Raw genomic sequence first — 17,446 nt, forward strand, 5'->3', positions numbered from 1 at the left:
GCATCGGCGTCATCTGCGGAGCAGCGCCGTCAAGCATACTCTCGACCATTCATCGGATCGTCGCCTTACTCCGACCCCTGGCGGATCTCGCACTGGCGTCATTCGAGGGCGGGATGCGCCGACGGGGCCCAGGACGGAGGCACCCAACCAGGACCCGGCGGACGCATCCGCGCTCTCACAGTCACTTCCGCCGTCAGGTCCTGTTTGGATGCACTTTCCCGAAAAAAAGTCGGGGATGGTGCCCGTGAGAACTTTCGTCGTAGACTCCCTCGCGGGAGGCACCCATTCGAAGGCATGCATATGCCATGACAAAGGAGTGCCGAACATGAAAAAGAAGAACACGTTCCTCGCCATCACCGCTGCGGCCGCAGCGTTGATCCTCGTGGGGCCGGTCACACCAGCGACCGCCCACGGCTCGACACCGGCGCCCGTCGGTTCGATCGTCGATGTCGCGGTCGCCGCGTCAGGCGGCGGAACACCCGACAGCAACCCGTACGACTACGACCTCCTCGTGCAGGCAGTCGTTGCCACCGGGTTGGCTCCGGTCCTCGCCGACACGTCCCGCCGGTTCACCGTGTTCGCCCCGAACGACCGTGCGTTCATGAGGCTCGTCACGGACCTCACGGGCGCGGCGCCGGCCAGCGAAGCGGCCGCGCTGACGACGATCACCTCGGCGCTCACGCTGGATCAGATCAGCAACGTGCTGCTCTACCACGTGGTGCCCGACCGGTCTCTCGGTGCGGTCAAGGTTCTCTTCTCACGATCGCTGACCATGGCGAACGGAGGAATCGTGAAGGTTCGGCTCACCACGCTTCGCGACGAGAACACACAGCTCCGTGACCCGCGGCTGGTGCTGCGTGGGCTCAACATCAGGGCGAGCAACGGCATCATTCACACAATCGATCGAGTGCTGGTTCCCGCCACCCTCTGACCGCAGACAGCGGGTGCCGGGTCGCCACTGCGGTCGACCGGCACCCGCTTCCGGTCACACCGGCGTCGGGTACTCCGGCGTGTAGCCGGCGAGCGCCGCCCTGAACTGCCGGTTTCCCACCCAGAAGTTCAGGCCGAAGAAGGCGGCGCCGACCGCGAGTCCGACGATGACGGCGATCGGCGTCGACGCGGTGAACACCATGGCGATCGCTGCGGCCAGGAGTCCGAGCAACGCCGCGTTGATGACGAGGATGAACATCATCGTGCTGCCGAAGAACTGGCTGAGGTTCCGCTTCGGGCTGAAGAAGTAGTAGGTCTGCTGCACCCCGGCCATGTCGTCATGCGGCGAGGCCAGGAGGATCCGTTCGACGGCCGGGTCGAGTTCGACGTACGCGCCCCTGAGACGGTTCATGGCGACGACGTACATGAGGTCCTCCATGCCGATGTTGGTCACGCGGATCTGGGTGAGCACGCCGACGATGGCGATGAAGGCCAGCACGCCGATCGCGAACGCGATGAAGGCATCCGAGAAGTCGGTCGCCTGGCCGACGAGGGCCAGACTGACCAGACCGGCGGAGACGAGGGTGAGGAGGATGGCGATCCGCGAAAGCACCTCACTCTGCGCCGTGCCGCGTGCAGCGAGCAGGCCCCAGTGCTCTGTCGCCAGCAGCTGCGCGCGAACAGAGAGGGATGGATCGGGGGGATCGGGTGCGCCCGACGATGCGCCCGCGCTGTGGCTGCCCATGCGGACATTCTCCGCCAGCGAGACGCCGGTGCAACAGGGGGTACTGCTGTGGGCTACTTCGAGAGGGATGCGTCGTGCTCCGCGTGCGCCCGCTGCAGCAGGGCCATGAGCTCCTCCTCGTCCCTGACCCACTGCCGGTACTTGGGCTGAAGCTTGCGGATCGCGTCTTCCTCAGCCTCGAGCCTGGCGAAGATCCGGTTGCGCTCGGCCTGGTCGGCCGTGTACTCGAGATCGACGTATTCCGTCGCGTGGCGGCGGGCACCGGAGATCGCAGAATGCGCCTTCCCCTTCGGGCTCACCATCGAGGCGATCACGGTGACGATGAGCACACCGAGGATGACCGTGAGCGACAGGCCGGTGCTGATCTCGACGACGGGGACGGGCTCGCCGCCGTTGATGAACGGGAGGTTGTTCTCGTGGAGCGCATGGAGTATGAGCTTGACCCCGATGAAGGCGAGGATGGCCGCGAGTCCGTAGGAGAGATAGACGAGGCGGTCGAGCAGTCCGTCGATGAGGAAGAAGAGCTGGCGCAGGCCGAGCAACGAGAAGGCTGTGGCCGTGAACACGATGAAGACATCCTGCGTGAGCCCGAAAATCGCCGGGATGGAGTCGAGGGCGAAGAGGATGTCGGTGCCGCCGATGGCGACCATGACGAGGAGCATCGGGGTGAGAACCCGCTTGCCGTTCTCAATGGTGAACAGCTTGTCGCCGTCATAGTGCTGGGACGTCGGCAGGAACTTCCTGGCCAGCCGGATGATGACGTTGTCCGCCTCATCCGCCTCGTCCTTCTTCGGCCTGAGCATGTTCCCGGCCGTGAGCAACAGGATGAGGCCGAAGAAGTAGAACACCCACGCGAACATGTTGATCAGCGCTGCGCCGAGGAAGATGAAACCGGTGCGGGCGATCAGCGAGAAGACGATGCCGAAGAGCAGCACCTTCTGCTGATCTTCGCGGGGCACGCGGAAGCTCGACATGATGATGAGGAAGACGAAGAGGTTGTCGACCGAGAGTGCCTTCTCGGTGATGTACCCGGCGAAGTACTCCGAGCCGGGACCAGGGCCGCCGATGATCAGGATCCCGAGCCCGAACAGCACGGCGATGCCGATGTAGATCGACGACCAGATGGCCGCCTCCTTGAGCGTCGGAACGTGCGCCTTGCGTACGTGGAAGAAGAAGTCGAAGGCGAGCAGCCCCACGATGAAGACGACGGTCAGGGTCCAGACCAGCGGTGAAACATCCATCGGCGATTCCCTTCGCAGCAACCGTCAGCGGGAGCGTGTGCCTCTGGGTCCCGCTGTCTTCGTCCGCCTAGCGTACCCGTCTGCCGGTTCAGGAGCGCTGTACCCCTGTCCATGGCAATCCCCTTGTCTCGATCGGATGCCATGTCTACGGTGGACGCGCCTGACAGAGGAGAAACGGAGGTCCTGATGAACACTCGAGGCGCACAGCCGTCAGGGCGGGGAGCGACCCTGACCCGTGACGTGGCCCCTGGCATCCACCGGATCGAGCACGCATACGTGAACTGTTACCTGATCGACGACGGTGGGTCTGTCACCATCGTCGATGCGGCTTTTCCGTCGACCTGGCGGCACCTGCTGACTGCGCTCAGCGAGATCGGACGATCCCTGATCGACGTCAAGGCTCTCGTTCTGACCCATGGCCATTTCGACCACCTCGGCTTCGCGGCACGGGCAGTCGCTGAGACCCGCGTGCCGGTGTGGGTGCACCCCGGTGATTCCCGGCTTGCCGCGCACCCCTACCGCTACCAACGGGAGAGGACGCCGTTCCTCTACCCGCTGAAGTATCCGCGTTCAGCTGGCGTGCTCGCTGCGATGACCGCTGCAGGCGCCCTCACCGTGAAAGGCGTCGACGACGTGATGACTCTGCCAGAGAGCGGAATCCTCGACGTTCCGGGCTCGCCGAACGTGATCTTCACGCCCGGGCACACCACAGGACACTGCGCACTGCACTTTCCCGACCGTGACGCTCTGCTCACCGGGGACGCGCTGGTCACCCTCGACCCGTACAAGGGAGCCCGCGGTGCCCAGATCATCGCCGGCGCCGCGACGGCGAACTCGGATCAGGCGCTGGCATCGCTGACATCTCTCGCGGAGACCGGCGCGATGATCGTCCTTCCGGGTCACGGCGAGCCGTGGATGGCCGGCATCCGCGCTGCGGTTCAGGCCGCGAAGGCGGTTGGGGCGTCCTGACCGCCTGGCGTTCAGATGTGTTTGCGGACCTCGGCCAGGAAGCCCTTCGGATCGTCGACCCAGAACCGCACCACGTCGACGGTCTCCGGACCGGACGGCAACCGGACCGGGACGGTGCGCTCCAACGCGACCTCGATGTTCGTCTCGTTCTGCATCCGCATCCACAGTGTGCGCCTGCCGTCGTCCACCGTGATCCTCGGCGCCTTCGCTTCGTCTGTCTGCCTGGCAAGACTGACCGATTCCACGTCGTCCCACGGCAGCGGGATGTCGGTCTCGGCTCCGCTACGGACACGGATGCCCTCCGGCCCGACGGCGTGTGGCCGGGTGATGAAGCCGAGAGCCAGGCCGATCATCCAGGTGAGGCCCCAGATGCCCAGGGCGAGGAAGGCGATCCTGACGGCGGGCCAGCGGTGGACGATGAGGTCGAGGATCGGGATCTCGAAGGCGGAGAGCCCGATGAAGATCATCAGGATCGTCCAGACCTGCTGGTGGTAGCTGAAGCCGACCGCCCCCTTCGGCACTCGCGGGCGCCGGAAGATGAAACGGTAGAGGCTCTGCCAGATCCCGATTTCCATGGTCCAGGCACGGCGGGCGATGTACACGACCCGGCCCAATGGTGATCGTCGGTTAGTCGTGACCGTGTCGGTGCTCATCGCACGCCCGCCTTCGCGGCATCGGCATCGGCCTGGGCCTGGATCAGGGCGCGCAGACGGACTGCGATCGCGTCGAGCCCGCGCACGAAGGCGTCGCGGTCGCCCGGGGAGACCGCCTCCAGTAGCTCGCTGGAGAGGTCAGCGTGTTCACGAGCCATGTCGCTCATCGTTGTCTCACCGGTCTGGGTGAGCGAAACGATGGTGGCCCGCCGGTCGGTGGGATGGGGCGTGCGCGCCACGAATCCGGCATCCTCGAGTGCGTCGACCAGTCCGGTGATGTTCCGGGCGCTGACCTGCATCGCATCGGCGAGTGACTGCTGGGTCGACGGCCCGAGGCCTGCGAGCACCCAGAGCAGGTGCGTCCTGGCCGTTGTCAGGGCGGTCCCATCGAAGGCACGCGCCATGTCGCTGCGGAACAGTTCCCCGATCTCGAGGAGAAGGTCAAGCGGGTTCGGTGCGGTCGATGCCATATCGATACCCTACTACATTGTTACCTTACTTCACTATTTTCGTCACTCCTCGGCTCGCTCGAGCGCGACAGCCTCCCGCACAGCCGGGGCGACCTCACCGGCGAAGCGGCGAAGCACGTCGGGGTCGTCCGTGGCCAGGATGACGGTACCGACCCCGTGCTCGAGAACATAGGGCAGGAGGTCGTCCACCCACTTCTCGCCGGGTCCGACGAGAAAGCCGCCGACGTCAGCCGTGAATCGGCCACCAACATTGGCGAGCCGACGGATGCTGCGCGGGTCGCGCCCCGCTTCGAGAGCCGCGTCATCGATGATCGCGTTCGCCGACGCGAACTCCCCCGGGGTCATGGTGCCGAGGGAGGGGAGCCAGCCGTCGGCCTTCCGCCCGGTGAGGCGCAGCATCCGCGGTTTGTATGCCCCCAGCCAGATCGGGATGTCGTGGGCGGGAACCGGACCCCTCTTGGCGCCGTCGAGCCGGTAGAACTCACCATCGGTACGGAGCACCGTGCGATCCGAGACGTCCCAGATCGCCCGGATGATGTCGATCGCTTCTTCGAGGGCGTCAACCGCCTGACCGGGGACCAGCCGGCGCCCGCCCATCGCCTCGATAGCGTCCCAGAATGCGCCGGCGCCGAGGCCGAGGTCGAACCGGCCGTGCGAAAGGAGATCGAGGCTGGCGGCCGCACGTGCGGCGACCGCCGGCTGACGCATCGGCAGGTTGAGTACGTTCGGTGCGAGGTGGATGCGCTCGGTCCGAGCAGCCACCCAGCTCAGCAGCGTCCAGGTGTCGAGAAAGCGCGGTTGGTACGGATGGTCCTGGTAGGTGACGAGATCGAAGCCGAGTTGCTCACTGAGGATGCCGAGATCCACGGCGACCTCCGGCGGATTGTTGCCCGGCGTGATGAACGTGCCGAAGTGCAGCTCGTGTCCGTAGTACATCGCGCTCCTCCCCAGAGCCGATCGAGACACCGCTGGGACTAACACGGCGATGGCTGCATTCGAGCACAGAACTCGCCCCGCCCGCCACCCGACGAGGACATATTCACCCCTGTTCCGGTTACCGCAACAGATCTAGAATCGTCGAAAAGGAGAAGCCATGGACTGGTTCACTCTCATCGCCCTCGGCGCCATCGCCTGGGTCACGATCGTCATCTCCCGCCGAGTCACCGAGTGGAGAGGCCCGCAGGACCCCGCCCGGCCTGACCCGGAAAGTGCAGAAGCTCGCATTGCGGTGCAGGACGACATCAATAAGGGAGCATCCTGGGAGAACATGGGTTTGTGACCCGACCCGCCCGACGTTCTACCGCTGAGACCCTCCGAGGCGCCTGAGCAGATCCGCGAGCTGCGAACGCTGCTGGGCGGTCAGCACCTCGAGTTCCTCCGCCTCGAGCGTGACCAGGGCGACCATGGCCGCGTCCACGCGCGCGAGCCCGGCAGGCGTCAACCGTGCAAGATTGCTTCGTCCGTCGTTCGGATTCGGCTTGCGGGCGATGAGGTCGCGGGCAGCCAGGTTCTCCAGCCGGTTCGTCATCGCCGCAGTGCCGATCATGGTCGCTCGCGACAGCTCCATCGGGCTCATCTCGTGCGGCGGCTCTGCACGACGGAGCGCGGCGAGGACGTCGAACTCCCAGCTGCTGAGCTCGGCACCACGGAAGGCGGACGCCCGGAGTTCGTTGAGCCGGAGCGCGACACGGCGCAGGCGCGACATGACATCCAGGGGCGTGAAGTCCACGCCGGGGATGCGGTCGGCCCTGGCGTCGACCAGCAGGTCCACTTCATCGTCGTCGCGCATGCTGTTCAGCGTACCGAGGGTGTTGCCGCTCGTGGTGCACGGTACTCGTCATCCACGGAGCAGGTCATCGCCTGGCGGACGCGTTGCTGCGGGGCAGCGGGGTCAACTGCTGACCTGCCGCATCGCCCAGCACTGCCGCGACACGGTCGAGGGCGCCCATCCGCAACGCCCACTGTTGCCAGTAGAGCGCCACGTCGACCGTGTCGCCCGCTGCGAGCTCGACCAGCTCGCCCGTCGAGACGAGGTCGTCGGACTGCTGGTCTGGGAGCATGGCCCAGCCGAAGCCGAGCCGCACGGCCGCGGCGAAGTCGGCCGAGACCGGGACGAAATGCTGCGGAGGCTTCAGCGGGGTTCGCGAGAACGCCCGAAGGTAGCGATGCTGGATGTCGTCCTTGTGATCGAAGACGACGACGGGCGCCTCGGCGAGAGAGCGGGCATCCACACCGTCCGGGAACCACCGGGAGATGAAGGCGGGGGATGCCATCGGCCGGTAATGCATGACGCCGAGAGGTATTGACGTGCAGCCTTGAACGGGCCGCGCCTGGGTCGTGATCGCGGCCATGACCGTGCCGTCCCTGAGCAACTCGGCGGAGTGGTCCTGATCCTCGCGATGGATGTCGAACGTCACCTCGTGGGCGAGCGAGGCGAGCGCGGGCATCACCCAGGTTGCAAGCGAATCCCCGTTGATGGCAAGCGACACGCTCGGCCGGCTGCCGATCGGACCGTGCGCGGTTTCTGCAGCTGCATCGGCCGTCAACGTTTCGATCTGTCGAGCGAGCCTGAGGTAGGTGAGTCCCACGGCGGTGGGCGCGATCGGCTTGCTGCGCTGAAGGAGCACACCCCCCACGGCGTTCTCAAGGGCGCGGATCCGCTGGCTGATCGCCGAGGGTGTCACGTGCAGCGCCCGAGCGGCCGCCTCGAACGTGCCACCATCCACCGCGGCGGCCATGGCCTGCAACTGGGAAAGATCCATGATTAGCGATTCTAATGCTCACAAAGAATCTATAGCTGGATTTATGGTTTTTCTGGCCTTAGCGTGAACTCATGCTCACCCCCCTGCTGGCCGGCCTTGGCCTGGGCCTCTCCCTCATCGTCGCGATCGGCGCCCAGAACGCGTTCGTCCTACGGCAGGGCTTGCGGCGGGAGCACGTCGCCTGGATCGTCGCCATCTGCGCCGTCTCGGACGCCGTCCTGATCGCGCTCGGCATCTGGGGGCTCGGAGCGCTCATCGAGCAGGCCGGCTGGTTGCTCACGGTCGTCCGGATCGCCGGAGCCGGGTTCCTCGTCTGGTACGGCGTCCGCTCCGCGATCCGCGCAGCCCGCCCCGGCAGCCTCGATACGGACCCGGCAGGCGCACCGGTGTCGCTGCGAACCGCGATCCTCACGGCGCTCGCACTCACCTGGCTGAACCCGCACGTGTATCTCGACACGGTCGTGCTCCTCGGGTCGATCGGCGCCACCTATGGGGATGGCCGGTGGTGGTTCGCGCTCGGCGCCGCGCTCGGCAGCGTGGCGTGGTTCACGGCGCTGGGCTTCGGCTCACGGTTGCTTCGGCCTCTCTTCTCCAAACCCCTGTCCTGGCGCATCCTCGACGCCCTGATCGCCGCCGTCATGATCGCGATCGCGGCGAGCCTGCTCCTGGGTCTGTAATCGGGCATCACCCAGAGCCATCTGAAAGAATGACGTGCTCCGGCCATCCGGAATCGCCCGCACTCCAGCCCGGAAGGACACCGGCCATGCCGACCACCCGTTTCACCGTGGCCGCTGCATCGTGGGTCACCCCGTCGCTCCGGCGGCTGCACCTTGTGACCGAGGATCTGTCCGCCTTCGCCGAGAGCCGCTTCACCGACCGCTACGTCAAACTCGTCTTCCCCAAAGCAGGAGTCGACTACCCGGATGACATCGACGTGCGCGCACTCCGCGCAACCCTCCCGCCAGAAGACCTGCCCGATGTCCGCACCTACACGGCGCTCCACCCTGACCTCGAAGCGGGCACGATCGACATCGACTTCGTCGTGCACGGCGACGAGGGCATCGCGGGGCCGTGGGCTGCCGGCGCCCAGGTCGGCGACATCCTGCTGGCGAACGGCCCGGGCGGAGCGTACCGACCGGACCCGACGGCCGACTGGCATCTCCTCATCGGCGACGAGTCGGCCATTCCTGCTGTCACCGCCGCCCTCGAGTCGCTCCATCCCGAGGCGGTCGTCCGGGTCGTCCTCCTGGTCGAGTCGGACGGGCACGAGCCGACCCTGGCGCTCCCCGCGGACGGTGCCGTCACTGTCGTGCACCGGAACGGCGGCACGGCGGATGGTCTTCTCGAGGCCGCCGTGCGCGCGGTGCCCTGGCTCAGCGGCCGCGTGCACGCGTTCGCCCACGGTGAGGCCGAGGAGATCATGCACGGAGTGCGTCCGTACCTGCGTACGGACCGCGGGCTGGCGCGCGACCAGCTCTCCGTCTCCGGGTACTGGCGTCGTGGCCGCACCGAGGAGGGATTCCGGGTGTGGAAGTCCGAACTCGCCCGTGCCGAGGGCTGACCAGGCCTAGGCGGCGACCTCGGTCTTCCGTTCGAGTCGTGGCACCGAGTCGAGGAGCTCGCGCGTGTATGCATCCTGAGGGTTCGAGAAGATCTCGTGGGAGCCTCCGCTCGCCACCACCGAGCCGTGCCTGAGCACCGTGACGGTGTCTGCGATTTGCCGGACGAGTCCGAGGTCGTGCGAGATGAACAGGTAGCTCAGGTTGTGGCGATCCCGAAGCTCGAGAAGGAGTTCGACGATCTGGGCCTGAACGGTGACATCGAGAGCGGATGTCGGCTCATCGAGCACGAGGACGTCTGGGGCCAGCACGAGCGTCCGCGCGAGAGCCACCCGCTGACGCTGTCCGCCCGAGACCTCCCGAGCGGTCCGCCCGAGCACTGTCGACGGCAGCGCGACCTGGTCGAGGACTTCAGCGACCCGTGCCCTGCGGCTGCGTACGTCGCCGATGCCGTGGATGCGGAGCGGCTCTTCGATGATGCGGCGCACGCTGTAGCGCGGATCAACGGCCGAGAGAGGGTTCTGGTACACGAGCTGGAGCGTGCGGGCGAACGGGTTCGCATAGGTTTCGTGGGACGGCAGTTCTCTGCCGTCGACGATGGTGCGACCCTCGTCGAAGCCGGTCAGCCCGGCGATGATCCGTGCCAGCGTCGTCTTGCCCGACCCTGACTCTCCGACGAGGGCGTGGATCGACCCCTGCCTGAGAGTCAGCGACACGTCGTCGAGGGCGACCGTGGCCGCGTCGGCCCTGGTCCGCCCCGCGAACGTCTTCGTGACGTTCGCGACCGAGACGATCTCCGCGGCCGATGCGTCCGGCTCGCGCACGCGGTCCCGGTATCGATCGGGAGAGGCGGCAGGCGCATCGGAGAGGAGGGTGATCGTGTACGGGTCCTGGGGAGACACCAGCACGACATCGGCAGGACCCTGCTCCCGCACGACCCCGTCCTTGAGCACGACGATCTCGTCACTGCGTTCCTGCGCGAGCGCGAGGTCGTGGGTGATGAACAGGACGCCGAGCCCGAGCTCCTCGCGGAGGCCGTCGATGAGGTCGAGGATGCGCTTCTGCACGGTCACGTCGAGCGCCGACGTCGGCTCGTCGGCGATGAGCAGGGCCGGATCCGCTGCGATGGCGATCGCGATCAGCACACGCTGCAGCTGCCCGCCGGACAGTTCGTGGGGGAACGCGCGGGCGCGCGCTTTGGCGTCTCGGATGCCGACGTGTTCGAGCAACCTGATGACGCGGGCCGGGACCTCTGAGCGCGGGATGGAGGCCTGGGCGAGGGCTCCGGCGATCTGCACGCCGATCCTCTGGAGGGGGTCGAGTGAGCTGAGCGGATCCTGCGGCACGAAGCCGACGGCCTTCCCCCGAAGCGGTCGCCACTGGGAAGCGCTGTACCTGGTGACGTCGCGGCCGACGACGGCAACGGATCCCGCGGTGAGGGCGCCGTTGTGCGGAAGCAGTCCGGCGACGGCGCGGGCGATCGTGCTCTTCCCCGATCCCGACTGACCGACGAGAGAGACGGTGGACCCGTGCGGGACGGCGAAGGAGACATCGTGGACGACATTTTCGACCTGCCCACGCCTGCGCCTGCGGTATCCGATGGAGAGGTTGTCGACGACGAGGGGCGCGGAGAACTCGGGCGCGAGCAGGGTCATGGTGTGTGGCCTTCCTTGAGAACGCGGCTGAGGCGGCTGATCGAAAGCACGGTTGCGGCGATGACCAGGCCGGGGATGACGACGAGCCAGGGCGATGAGACGACGTATTCGCGACCTTCGGACACGAGAAGGCCCCACTCGGGCTGCGGGGGCGGAGCACCGTAACCGAGGAAGCTCAGCGACGAGATCCAGATGATGGAGATGCCGAACTGCAGCCCGGTGAGGGCGAGCACGGACGAGTACGAGTTGGGGAAGATGTGCCTGGCGAGCACGTACAGTCGCTTCCCGCCCAGATGGTGGCTCGCTTCGACGAACGGCAGACCTTTGACCGTCAGGACTTCGGAGCGCATGATCCGGGTGAAGGCGGCGATGGAGGCGATTCCGACGGCGACCGCAGCGTTGAGCGCGCCGAAGCCCAGCGCGACGACGACCACCATGGAGAGCAGGAGACCGGGGATCGACAGCAGCACGTCGACGAGACGGCTGATGACGGAGTCGGCGAGGCCGCCGAAGTACGCTGCGATGAGTCCCAGGATCGTCCCGACTCCGAGACCGATCACCACGGCAACGGCTGAGCCGAGGAGGGTGCGCCCTGTGCCGTGGACGATCCGTGACAGCAGGTCTCTGCCGAGGTAGTCGGTGCCGAACCAGTGCGAGAGCGACGGGGCTGAGAGGATGTTCGCATCGTCGCCGACGAGCGGATCGTATGGCGTGAGGATGCCCGGTGCGACAAGGGCGAGAACCACGAGGGCGACGACACCGAGAGCGACGTAGTCGGTCGGGTCGAGCCGGGCGACGATGGCACGCCACGAACCGGCATCCGCATTCTGGAACGACGTGCGTGGCGCGTTGCGAGTGGAGGAACTCATGCTGCGGTCACCTTCTGTCTGGTGATCGTCCGGCTGGTCGGTGCGGTCGATCCGTGACGGAGGATCCGTGGATCCAGGGTCGGGTAGAGCAGGTCGGTGATCAGGTTGATCACGACGTAGACCGTCGACACGAGAATGACGACGATGAGGATCACCGGGGTGTCCTGGTCACGGACGCTCTCATAGGTGACGAATCCCAGGCCCCTTCGCGAGAAGACCGTCTCGACGACGACCGCTCCCGCGAGGAGCTCACCGACCACGAGGGCGAGGACCGTGATGGCCGGAACCGCACCGTTCTTCAGGATGTGACGGATCGCGATGGCGCCCTCACTCGTTCCCTTGGCACGCAGCACAGTGACGAAAGGCTCAGACCGAGCCTTTCGGAGGCCCTGGATGAGCACTTCGGAGAGCACGCCGTTCACGGCGATGGCGAGAGTCGCGGCGGGCAGGATGTACGACACCAGGCCCTGGTCACGGATCGAGGACACCCACCCCAGCTGGAACGAGAAGATCGTCAGCAGGATGAACCCGATCAGGAAGCTGGGCGTCGAAATCGAGATGATCGGGAGTGAAGCGGCGGCGTGCCTCGCGCCTGCCCACGGTGCGAAGACCGCTGTGAGCGCGATGGCGAGCGAGAGCACAATGGTGAAGACGAAAGCCATGGCCGCAAGGACGATGGTGTCCGAGACACCCTGTGCGATGAGTTCACTGACCGGCCGACCGCTCACGAGCGAATAGCCGAGGTCACCGGTGAACAACCGTCCCACGGTAATCGCGAACTGTTCGATCGCCGACCTGTCGAGCTGATAATAGGCGAGCAGCGCATCGGCGGATGCCGGTGGCAGGGGGTTCAGAGGGCTGGTCAGCTTGTTCTCGATCGGGTCGCCCGGGAGCACGAAGAGGGTGAAGAACACGATCGTGTAGACGAGGGCGACGACGAGCGCGGCCTGGGCGATTCGTCTGGCGACATAGGTTCGGGCTGCCACGGCAGTTCCAATCTGTGTGGTGTTGGTGCGACGCCGACCGGCGTCGCACCAACATCCGCGAGGTCGTTAGTCGGTCACGGAGACGTTGTAGAACTCGGGGAGGGCCCCGTCGGTGAGCTCGAACCCCTTGACCCGTTCCGCTGCCACGAAGACCTGGCTGTCGTTGAGGATCGGGATCACGTACGCCTGGTCGATCAGATAATCCTGGATCTCGGCCAGGAGCGCCTGACGGTCCGTGTCGTCCGTTGCCGCATTCTGGGCGTCCAGCAGGGACTGCAGTGTGGCATCCGAACCGGCAAGACCCAGCAGGTCGGATCCGTCAGCGCTGTAGTACTCGCTCAGCCCCTTCGACGGGTCCGGGTGCGGCCAGCCGACCCTGAGCGCCGCGACCTCGGGGTCGGCGAAGGCGGTCGCCCAGTAGGTCGAGTAGTCCAGTTCGTTGAGGGTGAGTTCGATGCCGGCCTCCAGGAACTGGTTCTGAATGGCCTGGAACAGGCTCTTCGCCGTGTTGTCGTACACGTCGATGTACGTCTTCACCACGAGGCGCTCGCCACCCTTTGTGCGGTATCCGTCCGAGTCGCGTTCGGTGAATCCGGCGGTGTCGAGCAGTGCGTTGGCCTCATCGAGGTCGAAGTCGAACTTCGCCGACTCGTCGACGTAGCCGAAGGTGCCGGGGGCGAGAACGGATGTCGCGGGCGACCAGCTCTCGGTGTACTGGTTCTCGACGATCGCGTCGCGGTCGATGACGTGCTGGAGTGCCTTACGAACGTTGATGTCATCCAGGAACGGTGCGGCCGTGCGGAGGAACCACTGGTTCGAGAGCCCGACACCGGTCCCGGCGACCACCTGGTAGCCGGCGTCGGCCAGGGCCTGCTCCTCGCTTGGCTGCACGTAACGGATGAGGTCGCCCTCGCCCGACTTGAGCGTGCCGAGACGGACGCTGTCCTCGAGAACGGGGATCACGGTCACCTGGGCAAGGTGCGCTTCGCCCTGGTTGGGCGAGCTCGGAGGCGCCCACGCGTATCCGTCGCGGCGCGTGAGCACGATCTCCTTGCCGTAGACCTCGGAGTTGACGACGAACGGGCCGCTGCCGATGAGGTTCACGAACTTCGACTGTTCCTCTTTGCTTGCATCGATGGTCGCGTCGGCGACGAGGCCGGCACCCCATCCGGTGAGCACGTTGAGGAACGGGGCGTACGGGGTGGGGAGGGTGACGACGACGGTGCGCGACTTATCGTCCGCCGTGGCGGTGAGGCCGGCCGGGAACTGGGCGTTGGGAGTCGTCCCCTTGGCGTCGTCTCCGCTCGACTGCCATTCGAGGTTCTTCTTCACGCTCGAGGCGTCCACTGGGGTGCCGTCACTGTACGTGACGCCCTCGCGGATCACGAAGGTGTAGGTGAGACCGTCCTGGCCTGCCTCCCAGCTCTCGGCGATCCACGGCTCGAGTTCCCCGGTTTCCGCGTTGCGGTAGACGAGCCGGTCGGTGATGTTCTGCTGGAGTGCCCTCGTCTGCCAGGTGCCGGATTCCTGAACCTGGGCGCTCGTCGCGATCTCCGCGTCGAGGTAGGTCAGTGTGCCGCCGTCCGCGGAACCGGCTTCGGTCTCCGCAGCGCAGCCGGCGGTCAAGAGGGTGACGGCGGTGAGGGCTGCGGCGAGCCAGATTCTTTTCTTCACGGATGCTCCTGAGTTCGATGATGTGCCGGATCGGCGACGGGGTCGAGTCGCGCTGTGACGGCTCGACGGTTCTCATGCTGTATTTCCACCTGGGTCCGTGTCGAGCTGTATTGCGGTCTGTGTCGACACAATCGGTCACAGAAAAATCCCTGTTGAGGGGGCGATTCAGGCGCGCGAGAAACCACAGGCACGGTGCGTTCCGTGCCTGTGGCTCCCTGTGGATCCCCGATCAGTCCGTGCGCGGCTCCTGCTCGTGCTTTCGTCCCCACGGGTACGGGTCCGCCTGGTTGAGGTACCAGTCGCCGACGAGTCTGGCCTTGTACCCTCGCGGGTTGTGGGAGACCAGCGTGCGCGCGTTGCGCCAGTGCCGGTCGAGGCCGGTGCCGCGTTCGACGGCGGATGAGCCCAGGGCGTCGTAGAGCTCGGTGGACGCACGGAGGGCGGCGTCTGCCGCTACCAGCTGTGCCTCCCAGGTGGCTACGGCGGCGTCACGCAACTGCTCGGCAGTGCCGGCCGACGCCTTCTCCCCTGGCGCAGTGGGGAGGACGGGTGTCGGGTGATCACCGCCGACACGCACCAGTTCTGCGAGACCGTCATCGAGCTCGGAGGCCGCACGCAGGACCACGGACTTCGCCGCCGCCGCAGCTGCTGCCACTCCCCCGATCGCCTCCTGGACGATGGCATCTTCCCGTGGTGCGGCGGCAAGGCCGTGCGGGTAGTTCCGCACGCGGGCCCTGACGGCTGCCGCGCCCTCGTCCCTGGCAGAGACGGCAACCCCTGCGAGCGAGGCGAGCAGGACGATCTGGTAGATGATCTCCTGGTGCGGAGCCCGCTCGTCGGCCCGAAGCAGCGCATCTTCTGCGACGGCGACCCGGTCGAGGACCGTGGTCCCGCTTCCGGTCAGGCGCTGGCCGATGCCGTCCCAGTCATCGAAGACTTCGACACCGTCGCCGCGGGCATCGACGATGACGAACACGTCGGTGTCATCAGCGGTCTTCGCGGCGACCGAGATCCAGTCCCCGTAGATGCTGCCCGTGCTGTAGTACTTGGTCCCGCTGACGGTCGGCGGTTGCGTGGTCTCATCGAAACGGGTGGAGCTCGGCGCTCCGGGCACGGTGGCGCGTTCCGACCAGGCGCCGCCGACGATGTCACCGGAGGCGATGCGTTCGAGCCAGCCGTCCGCCCCAGGAGCCGACCGGTGCCAGACGCGGTCTTCGACGAAGGCGATGTGGTTCCGCCACAGCTGAGGCTGGTTGGAGTCTGCGGTGCCCAGCTCGATAAGCAGGTCGGTGAACTCGGTGATCGTGAGTCCGGCCCCTCCGGCGTCGACGGGCAGCCGTAAGGCACCGAATCCCGCTTCGGCCAGCAGGCGCACCTCCTCTTCCGGAAGCGACCGCTCGTTGTCCCGTTCGGCCGCGCGGGCCGCGATGGTGGCGAATACCGGCCGGAGCCGGTCGCGGGCGGCCGCGATCCCGGCGGGAGCACCGGTGGCTCGGGTGGCGATGGAGGTCATCGGAGCGCTCCTTCCAGAACGGCATCCGACCCAGCGAGGAGACCATGGCCGCCCCGGTACGCTGCGGCAGGATGGGTGGACGGGAGACGATCCCCAGCGCCGGTGAGTCGGTCCCTGAGCGTCTCGCCCGGAACGTACGACTCGCGCAGCCGACCGCGCCTGCGGAGTTCGGGGACGACCAGGTCGACGAAATCCCGGACCGTGTCGAAGCTGTGGTACTGGCGCAGATTGATGCCGTCGATGCCGAGTTCGTCGAGCCAGCGCTCGATCTCGTCCGCGACGGCACCGGGGGTGCCTGCAGCGAAGAAGTCCCGTTCGAGTTCGGTCGCCGCCGATGCGGCGAAATCCTCGATGCTCAGGCCGAGCACGGCAGGGGGTACGGCGGTCTCAGCGACACCCTCCCGGCGCAGCGCCTCGGCGACCGTGATGTCCCCCGGGTGCGCCGTCGGGTCGAACGGCAGACTGGCGTGGACGTATCGACCGATCGTGCTCGCGTGTCGACGGTACTCGTCGAGTTTGCTTGCCACCTCTGCATCCGTGCGGCCGACGATGACCGCGGCCTGCACGATGACCTTGAGCGAGTCGCCCGGTCGCCCGTTGGCGCGGGCCGCGTCACGGAAGCGACCGACCAGCGGGGTGATCCCGGATTCGCCGCGAACGCCGGTGAACACCGCTTCGGCATGCTTGCCTGCCTGCTGGATCCCTGCCGGGGACGCGGTCGCCTGGAAGAGCACAGGAGTGCGCTGCCTGGACGGCTCGGAGAGGTGGGGTCCCGCGACCTGGAAGTGCTCGCCGACGTGGTCGATGTAGCGCACCTTGTCCGGGTCCGAGTAGATGCCGCGACGGGCGTCCCGGATCACCGCGTCGTCGTCCCATGACCCTTCCCACAGCTTGTAGAGCACATCGAGGTACTCCTCGGCGATGGCGAAACGGGTGTCATGCGGGATCTCTCCGGCGAGCCCGAAGTTGCGGGCGGCATTCGGCAGGTAGGAGGTGACGATGTTCCAGCCGATGCGCCCATCGGTGAGGTGATCCAGGGTGCTCATCCTGCGCGCGAAGGCGAACGGGGGCTCGTAGCTGGTGGAGAACGTGACGCCGAATCCCACGTTGTCGGCGACCGCCGCCATGGCGGGGACGACGAGCAGGGGGTCGTTGTTGGGGATCTGCAGCCCCTCACGAAGGGCATCGGCAGGACCCCCGCGGAACACGTCGTATGCGCCGATCACGTCTGCGATGAAGATGGCGTCGAAACCGCCGTCCTCTGTGATCCGCGCGAGCTCCGTCCAGTACCGGATGTCGGTGTATCGGTGCCGGTTGTTCTCGGGCAGCCGCCACAACCCATGGGTGATGTGGCTGACGCAGTTCATTTCGAAGAGGTTCAGGATGAGTCTCTTCTTGGTGGTCGATGACATGACACTGG

The 17,446-nt window shown here is 66.6% G+C and carries 17 protein-coding genes and 1 pseudogene; 5 read left to right on the top strand and 13 right to left on the bottom strand.

What is annotated here, in order from left to right:
• The first annotated feature begins 325 nt into the window (after positions 1 to 325).
• Positions 326 to 931: a fasciclin domain-containing protein gene (locus AC1M2K_RS04430; RefSeq protein WP_480238199.1), complete on the top strand. Its 606-nt coding sequence runs from the start codon at positions 326 to 328 to the stop codon at positions 929 to 931.
• A 54-nt stretch (positions 932 to 985) separates the two neighbouring features.
• Here AC1M2K_RS04430 and AC1M2K_RS04435 read toward each other — a convergent pair whose 3' ends face one another.
• Positions 986 to 1,675 (bottom strand): hypothetical protein, encoded by a 690-nt coding sequence (locus AC1M2K_RS04435; RefSeq protein ID WP_480239985.1) that lies wholly within the window; start codon positions 1,673 to 1,675, stop codon positions 986 to 988.
• Between the two features lie 53 nt (positions 1,676 to 1,728).
• Entirely contained in the window at positions 1,729 to 2,916 is a 1,188-nt protein-coding gene (locus AC1M2K_RS04440; RefSeq protein ID WP_480239986.1) for a TerC family protein, read from the bottom strand.
• A 186-nt stretch (positions 2,917 to 3,102) separates the two neighbouring features.
• Between AC1M2K_RS04440 and AC1M2K_RS04445 the strand changes: the two genes are divergently transcribed.
• Complete coding sequence (locus AC1M2K_RS04445; RefSeq protein WP_480239987.1) at positions 3,103 to 3,885, top strand: MBL fold metallo-hydrolase; 783 nt, start codon at positions 3,103 to 3,105, stop codon at positions 3,883 to 3,885.
• 11 nt (positions 3,886 to 3,896) lie between these two features.
• On the opposite strand, the gene AC1M2K_RS04450 is transcribed toward AC1M2K_RS04445, so the two are convergent.
• The 3 genes and pseudogenes from AC1M2K_RS04450 to AC1M2K_RS04460 all read right to left on the bottom strand — a co-directional run.
• Positions 3,897 to 4,538, bottom strand: coding sequence for a hypothetical protein (locus AC1M2K_RS04450; protein WP_480239988.1), 642 nt, complete (start codon positions 4,536 to 4,538; stop codon positions 3,897 to 3,899).
• Entirely contained in the window at positions 4,535 to 5,008 is a 474-nt protein-coding gene (locus AC1M2K_RS04455) for a MarR family winged helix-turn-helix transcriptional regulator (RefSeq protein ID WP_480239989.1), read from the bottom strand. Before AC1M2K_RS04455 ends, AC1M2K_RS04450 begins: the two co-directional genes overlap by 4 nt.
• A 51-nt stretch (positions 5,009 to 5,059) precedes the next feature.
• Positions 5,060 to 5,944, bottom strand: a pseudogene (locus AC1M2K_RS04460) (LLM class flavin-dependent oxidoreductase); the annotation flags it as partial.
• A 157-nt stretch (positions 5,945 to 6,101) separates the two neighbouring features.
• Here AC1M2K_RS04460 and AC1M2K_RS04465 point away from each other — a divergent pair.
• Positions 6,102 to 6,287, top strand: a complete 186-nt coding sequence (locus AC1M2K_RS04465) for a hypothetical protein (RefSeq protein WP_480239990.1) — start codon at positions 6,102 to 6,104, stop codon at positions 6,285 to 6,287.
• 18 nt (positions 6,288 to 6,305) lie between these two features.
• Here AC1M2K_RS04465 and AC1M2K_RS04470 read toward each other — a convergent pair whose 3' ends face one another.
• Both AC1M2K_RS04470 and AC1M2K_RS04475 read right to left on the bottom strand, forming a co-directional pair.
• Positions 6,306 to 6,797 (bottom strand): MarR family winged helix-turn-helix transcriptional regulator, encoded by a 492-nt coding sequence (locus tag AC1M2K_RS04470; protein WP_480239991.1) that lies wholly within the window; start codon positions 6,795 to 6,797, stop codon positions 6,306 to 6,308.
• Positions 6,798 to 6,861: 64 nt separating this feature from the next.
• Complete coding sequence (locus AC1M2K_RS04475; protein ID WP_480239992.1) at positions 6,862 to 7,770, bottom strand: LysR family transcriptional regulator ArgP; 909 nt, start codon at positions 7,768 to 7,770, stop codon at positions 6,862 to 6,864.
• A gap of 71 nt (positions 7,771 to 7,841) precedes the next feature.
• Between AC1M2K_RS04475 and AC1M2K_RS04480 the strand changes: the two genes are divergently transcribed.
• Together AC1M2K_RS04480 and AC1M2K_RS04485 are read left to right on the top strand one after the other, a co-directional pair.
• Positions 7,842 to 8,447, top strand: coding sequence for a LysE/ArgO family amino acid transporter (locus AC1M2K_RS04480; RefSeq protein WP_480239993.1), 606 nt, complete (start codon positions 7,842 to 7,844; stop codon positions 8,445 to 8,447).
• A gap of 86 nt (positions 8,448 to 8,533) precedes the next feature.
• The gene (locus AC1M2K_RS04485) at positions 8,534 to 9,331 is read left to right on the top strand and encodes a siderophore-interacting protein (RefSeq protein ID WP_480239994.1); all 798 of its coding nucleotides are present in this window, start codon (positions 8,534 to 8,536) and stop codon (positions 9,329 to 9,331) included.
• A gap of 6 nt (positions 9,332 to 9,337) precedes the next feature.
• Here AC1M2K_RS04485 and AC1M2K_RS04490 read toward each other — a convergent pair whose 3' ends face one another.
• The 6 genes from AC1M2K_RS04490 to AC1M2K_RS04515 form a co-directional block, all read right to left on the bottom strand.
• Complete coding sequence (locus AC1M2K_RS04490; RefSeq protein ID WP_480239995.1) at positions 9,338 to 10,984, bottom strand: dipeptide ABC transporter ATP-binding protein; 1,647 nt, start codon at positions 10,982 to 10,984, stop codon at positions 9,338 to 9,340.
• Complete coding sequence (locus AC1M2K_RS04495; protein ID WP_480239996.1) at positions 10,981 to 11,853, bottom strand: ABC transporter permease; 873 nt, start codon at positions 11,851 to 11,853, stop codon at positions 10,981 to 10,983. Before AC1M2K_RS04495 ends, AC1M2K_RS04490 begins: the two co-directional genes overlap by 4 nt.
• Positions 11,850 to 12,839 (bottom strand): ABC transporter permease, encoded by a 990-nt coding sequence (locus tag AC1M2K_RS04500; RefSeq protein ID WP_480239997.1) that lies wholly within the window; start codon positions 12,837 to 12,839, stop codon positions 11,850 to 11,852. Before AC1M2K_RS04500 ends, AC1M2K_RS04495 begins: the two co-directional genes overlap by 4 nt.
• 66 nt (positions 12,840 to 12,905) lie before the next feature.
• Positions 12,906 to 14,513: an ABC transporter substrate-binding protein gene (locus AC1M2K_RS04505; RefSeq protein ID WP_480239998.1), complete on the bottom strand. Its 1,608-nt coding sequence runs from the start codon at positions 14,511 to 14,513 to the stop codon at positions 12,906 to 12,908.
• Between the two features lie 229 nt (positions 14,514 to 14,742).
• Positions 14,743 to 16,026, bottom strand: coding sequence for an acyl-CoA dehydrogenase family protein (locus AC1M2K_RS04510; protein WP_480239999.1), 1,284 nt, complete (start codon positions 16,024 to 16,026; stop codon positions 14,743 to 14,745).
• Positions 16,023 to 17,438, bottom strand: a complete 1,416-nt coding sequence (locus AC1M2K_RS04515; RefSeq protein ID WP_480238215.1) for an NtaA/DmoA family FMN-dependent monooxygenase — start codon at positions 17,436 to 17,438, stop codon at positions 16,023 to 16,025. Before AC1M2K_RS04515 ends, AC1M2K_RS04510 begins: the two co-directional genes overlap by 4 nt.
• Positions 17,439 to 17,446: the final 8 nt, after the last annotated feature.

Source organism: Mycetocola sp. Y171 (genome assembly GCF_056713165.1).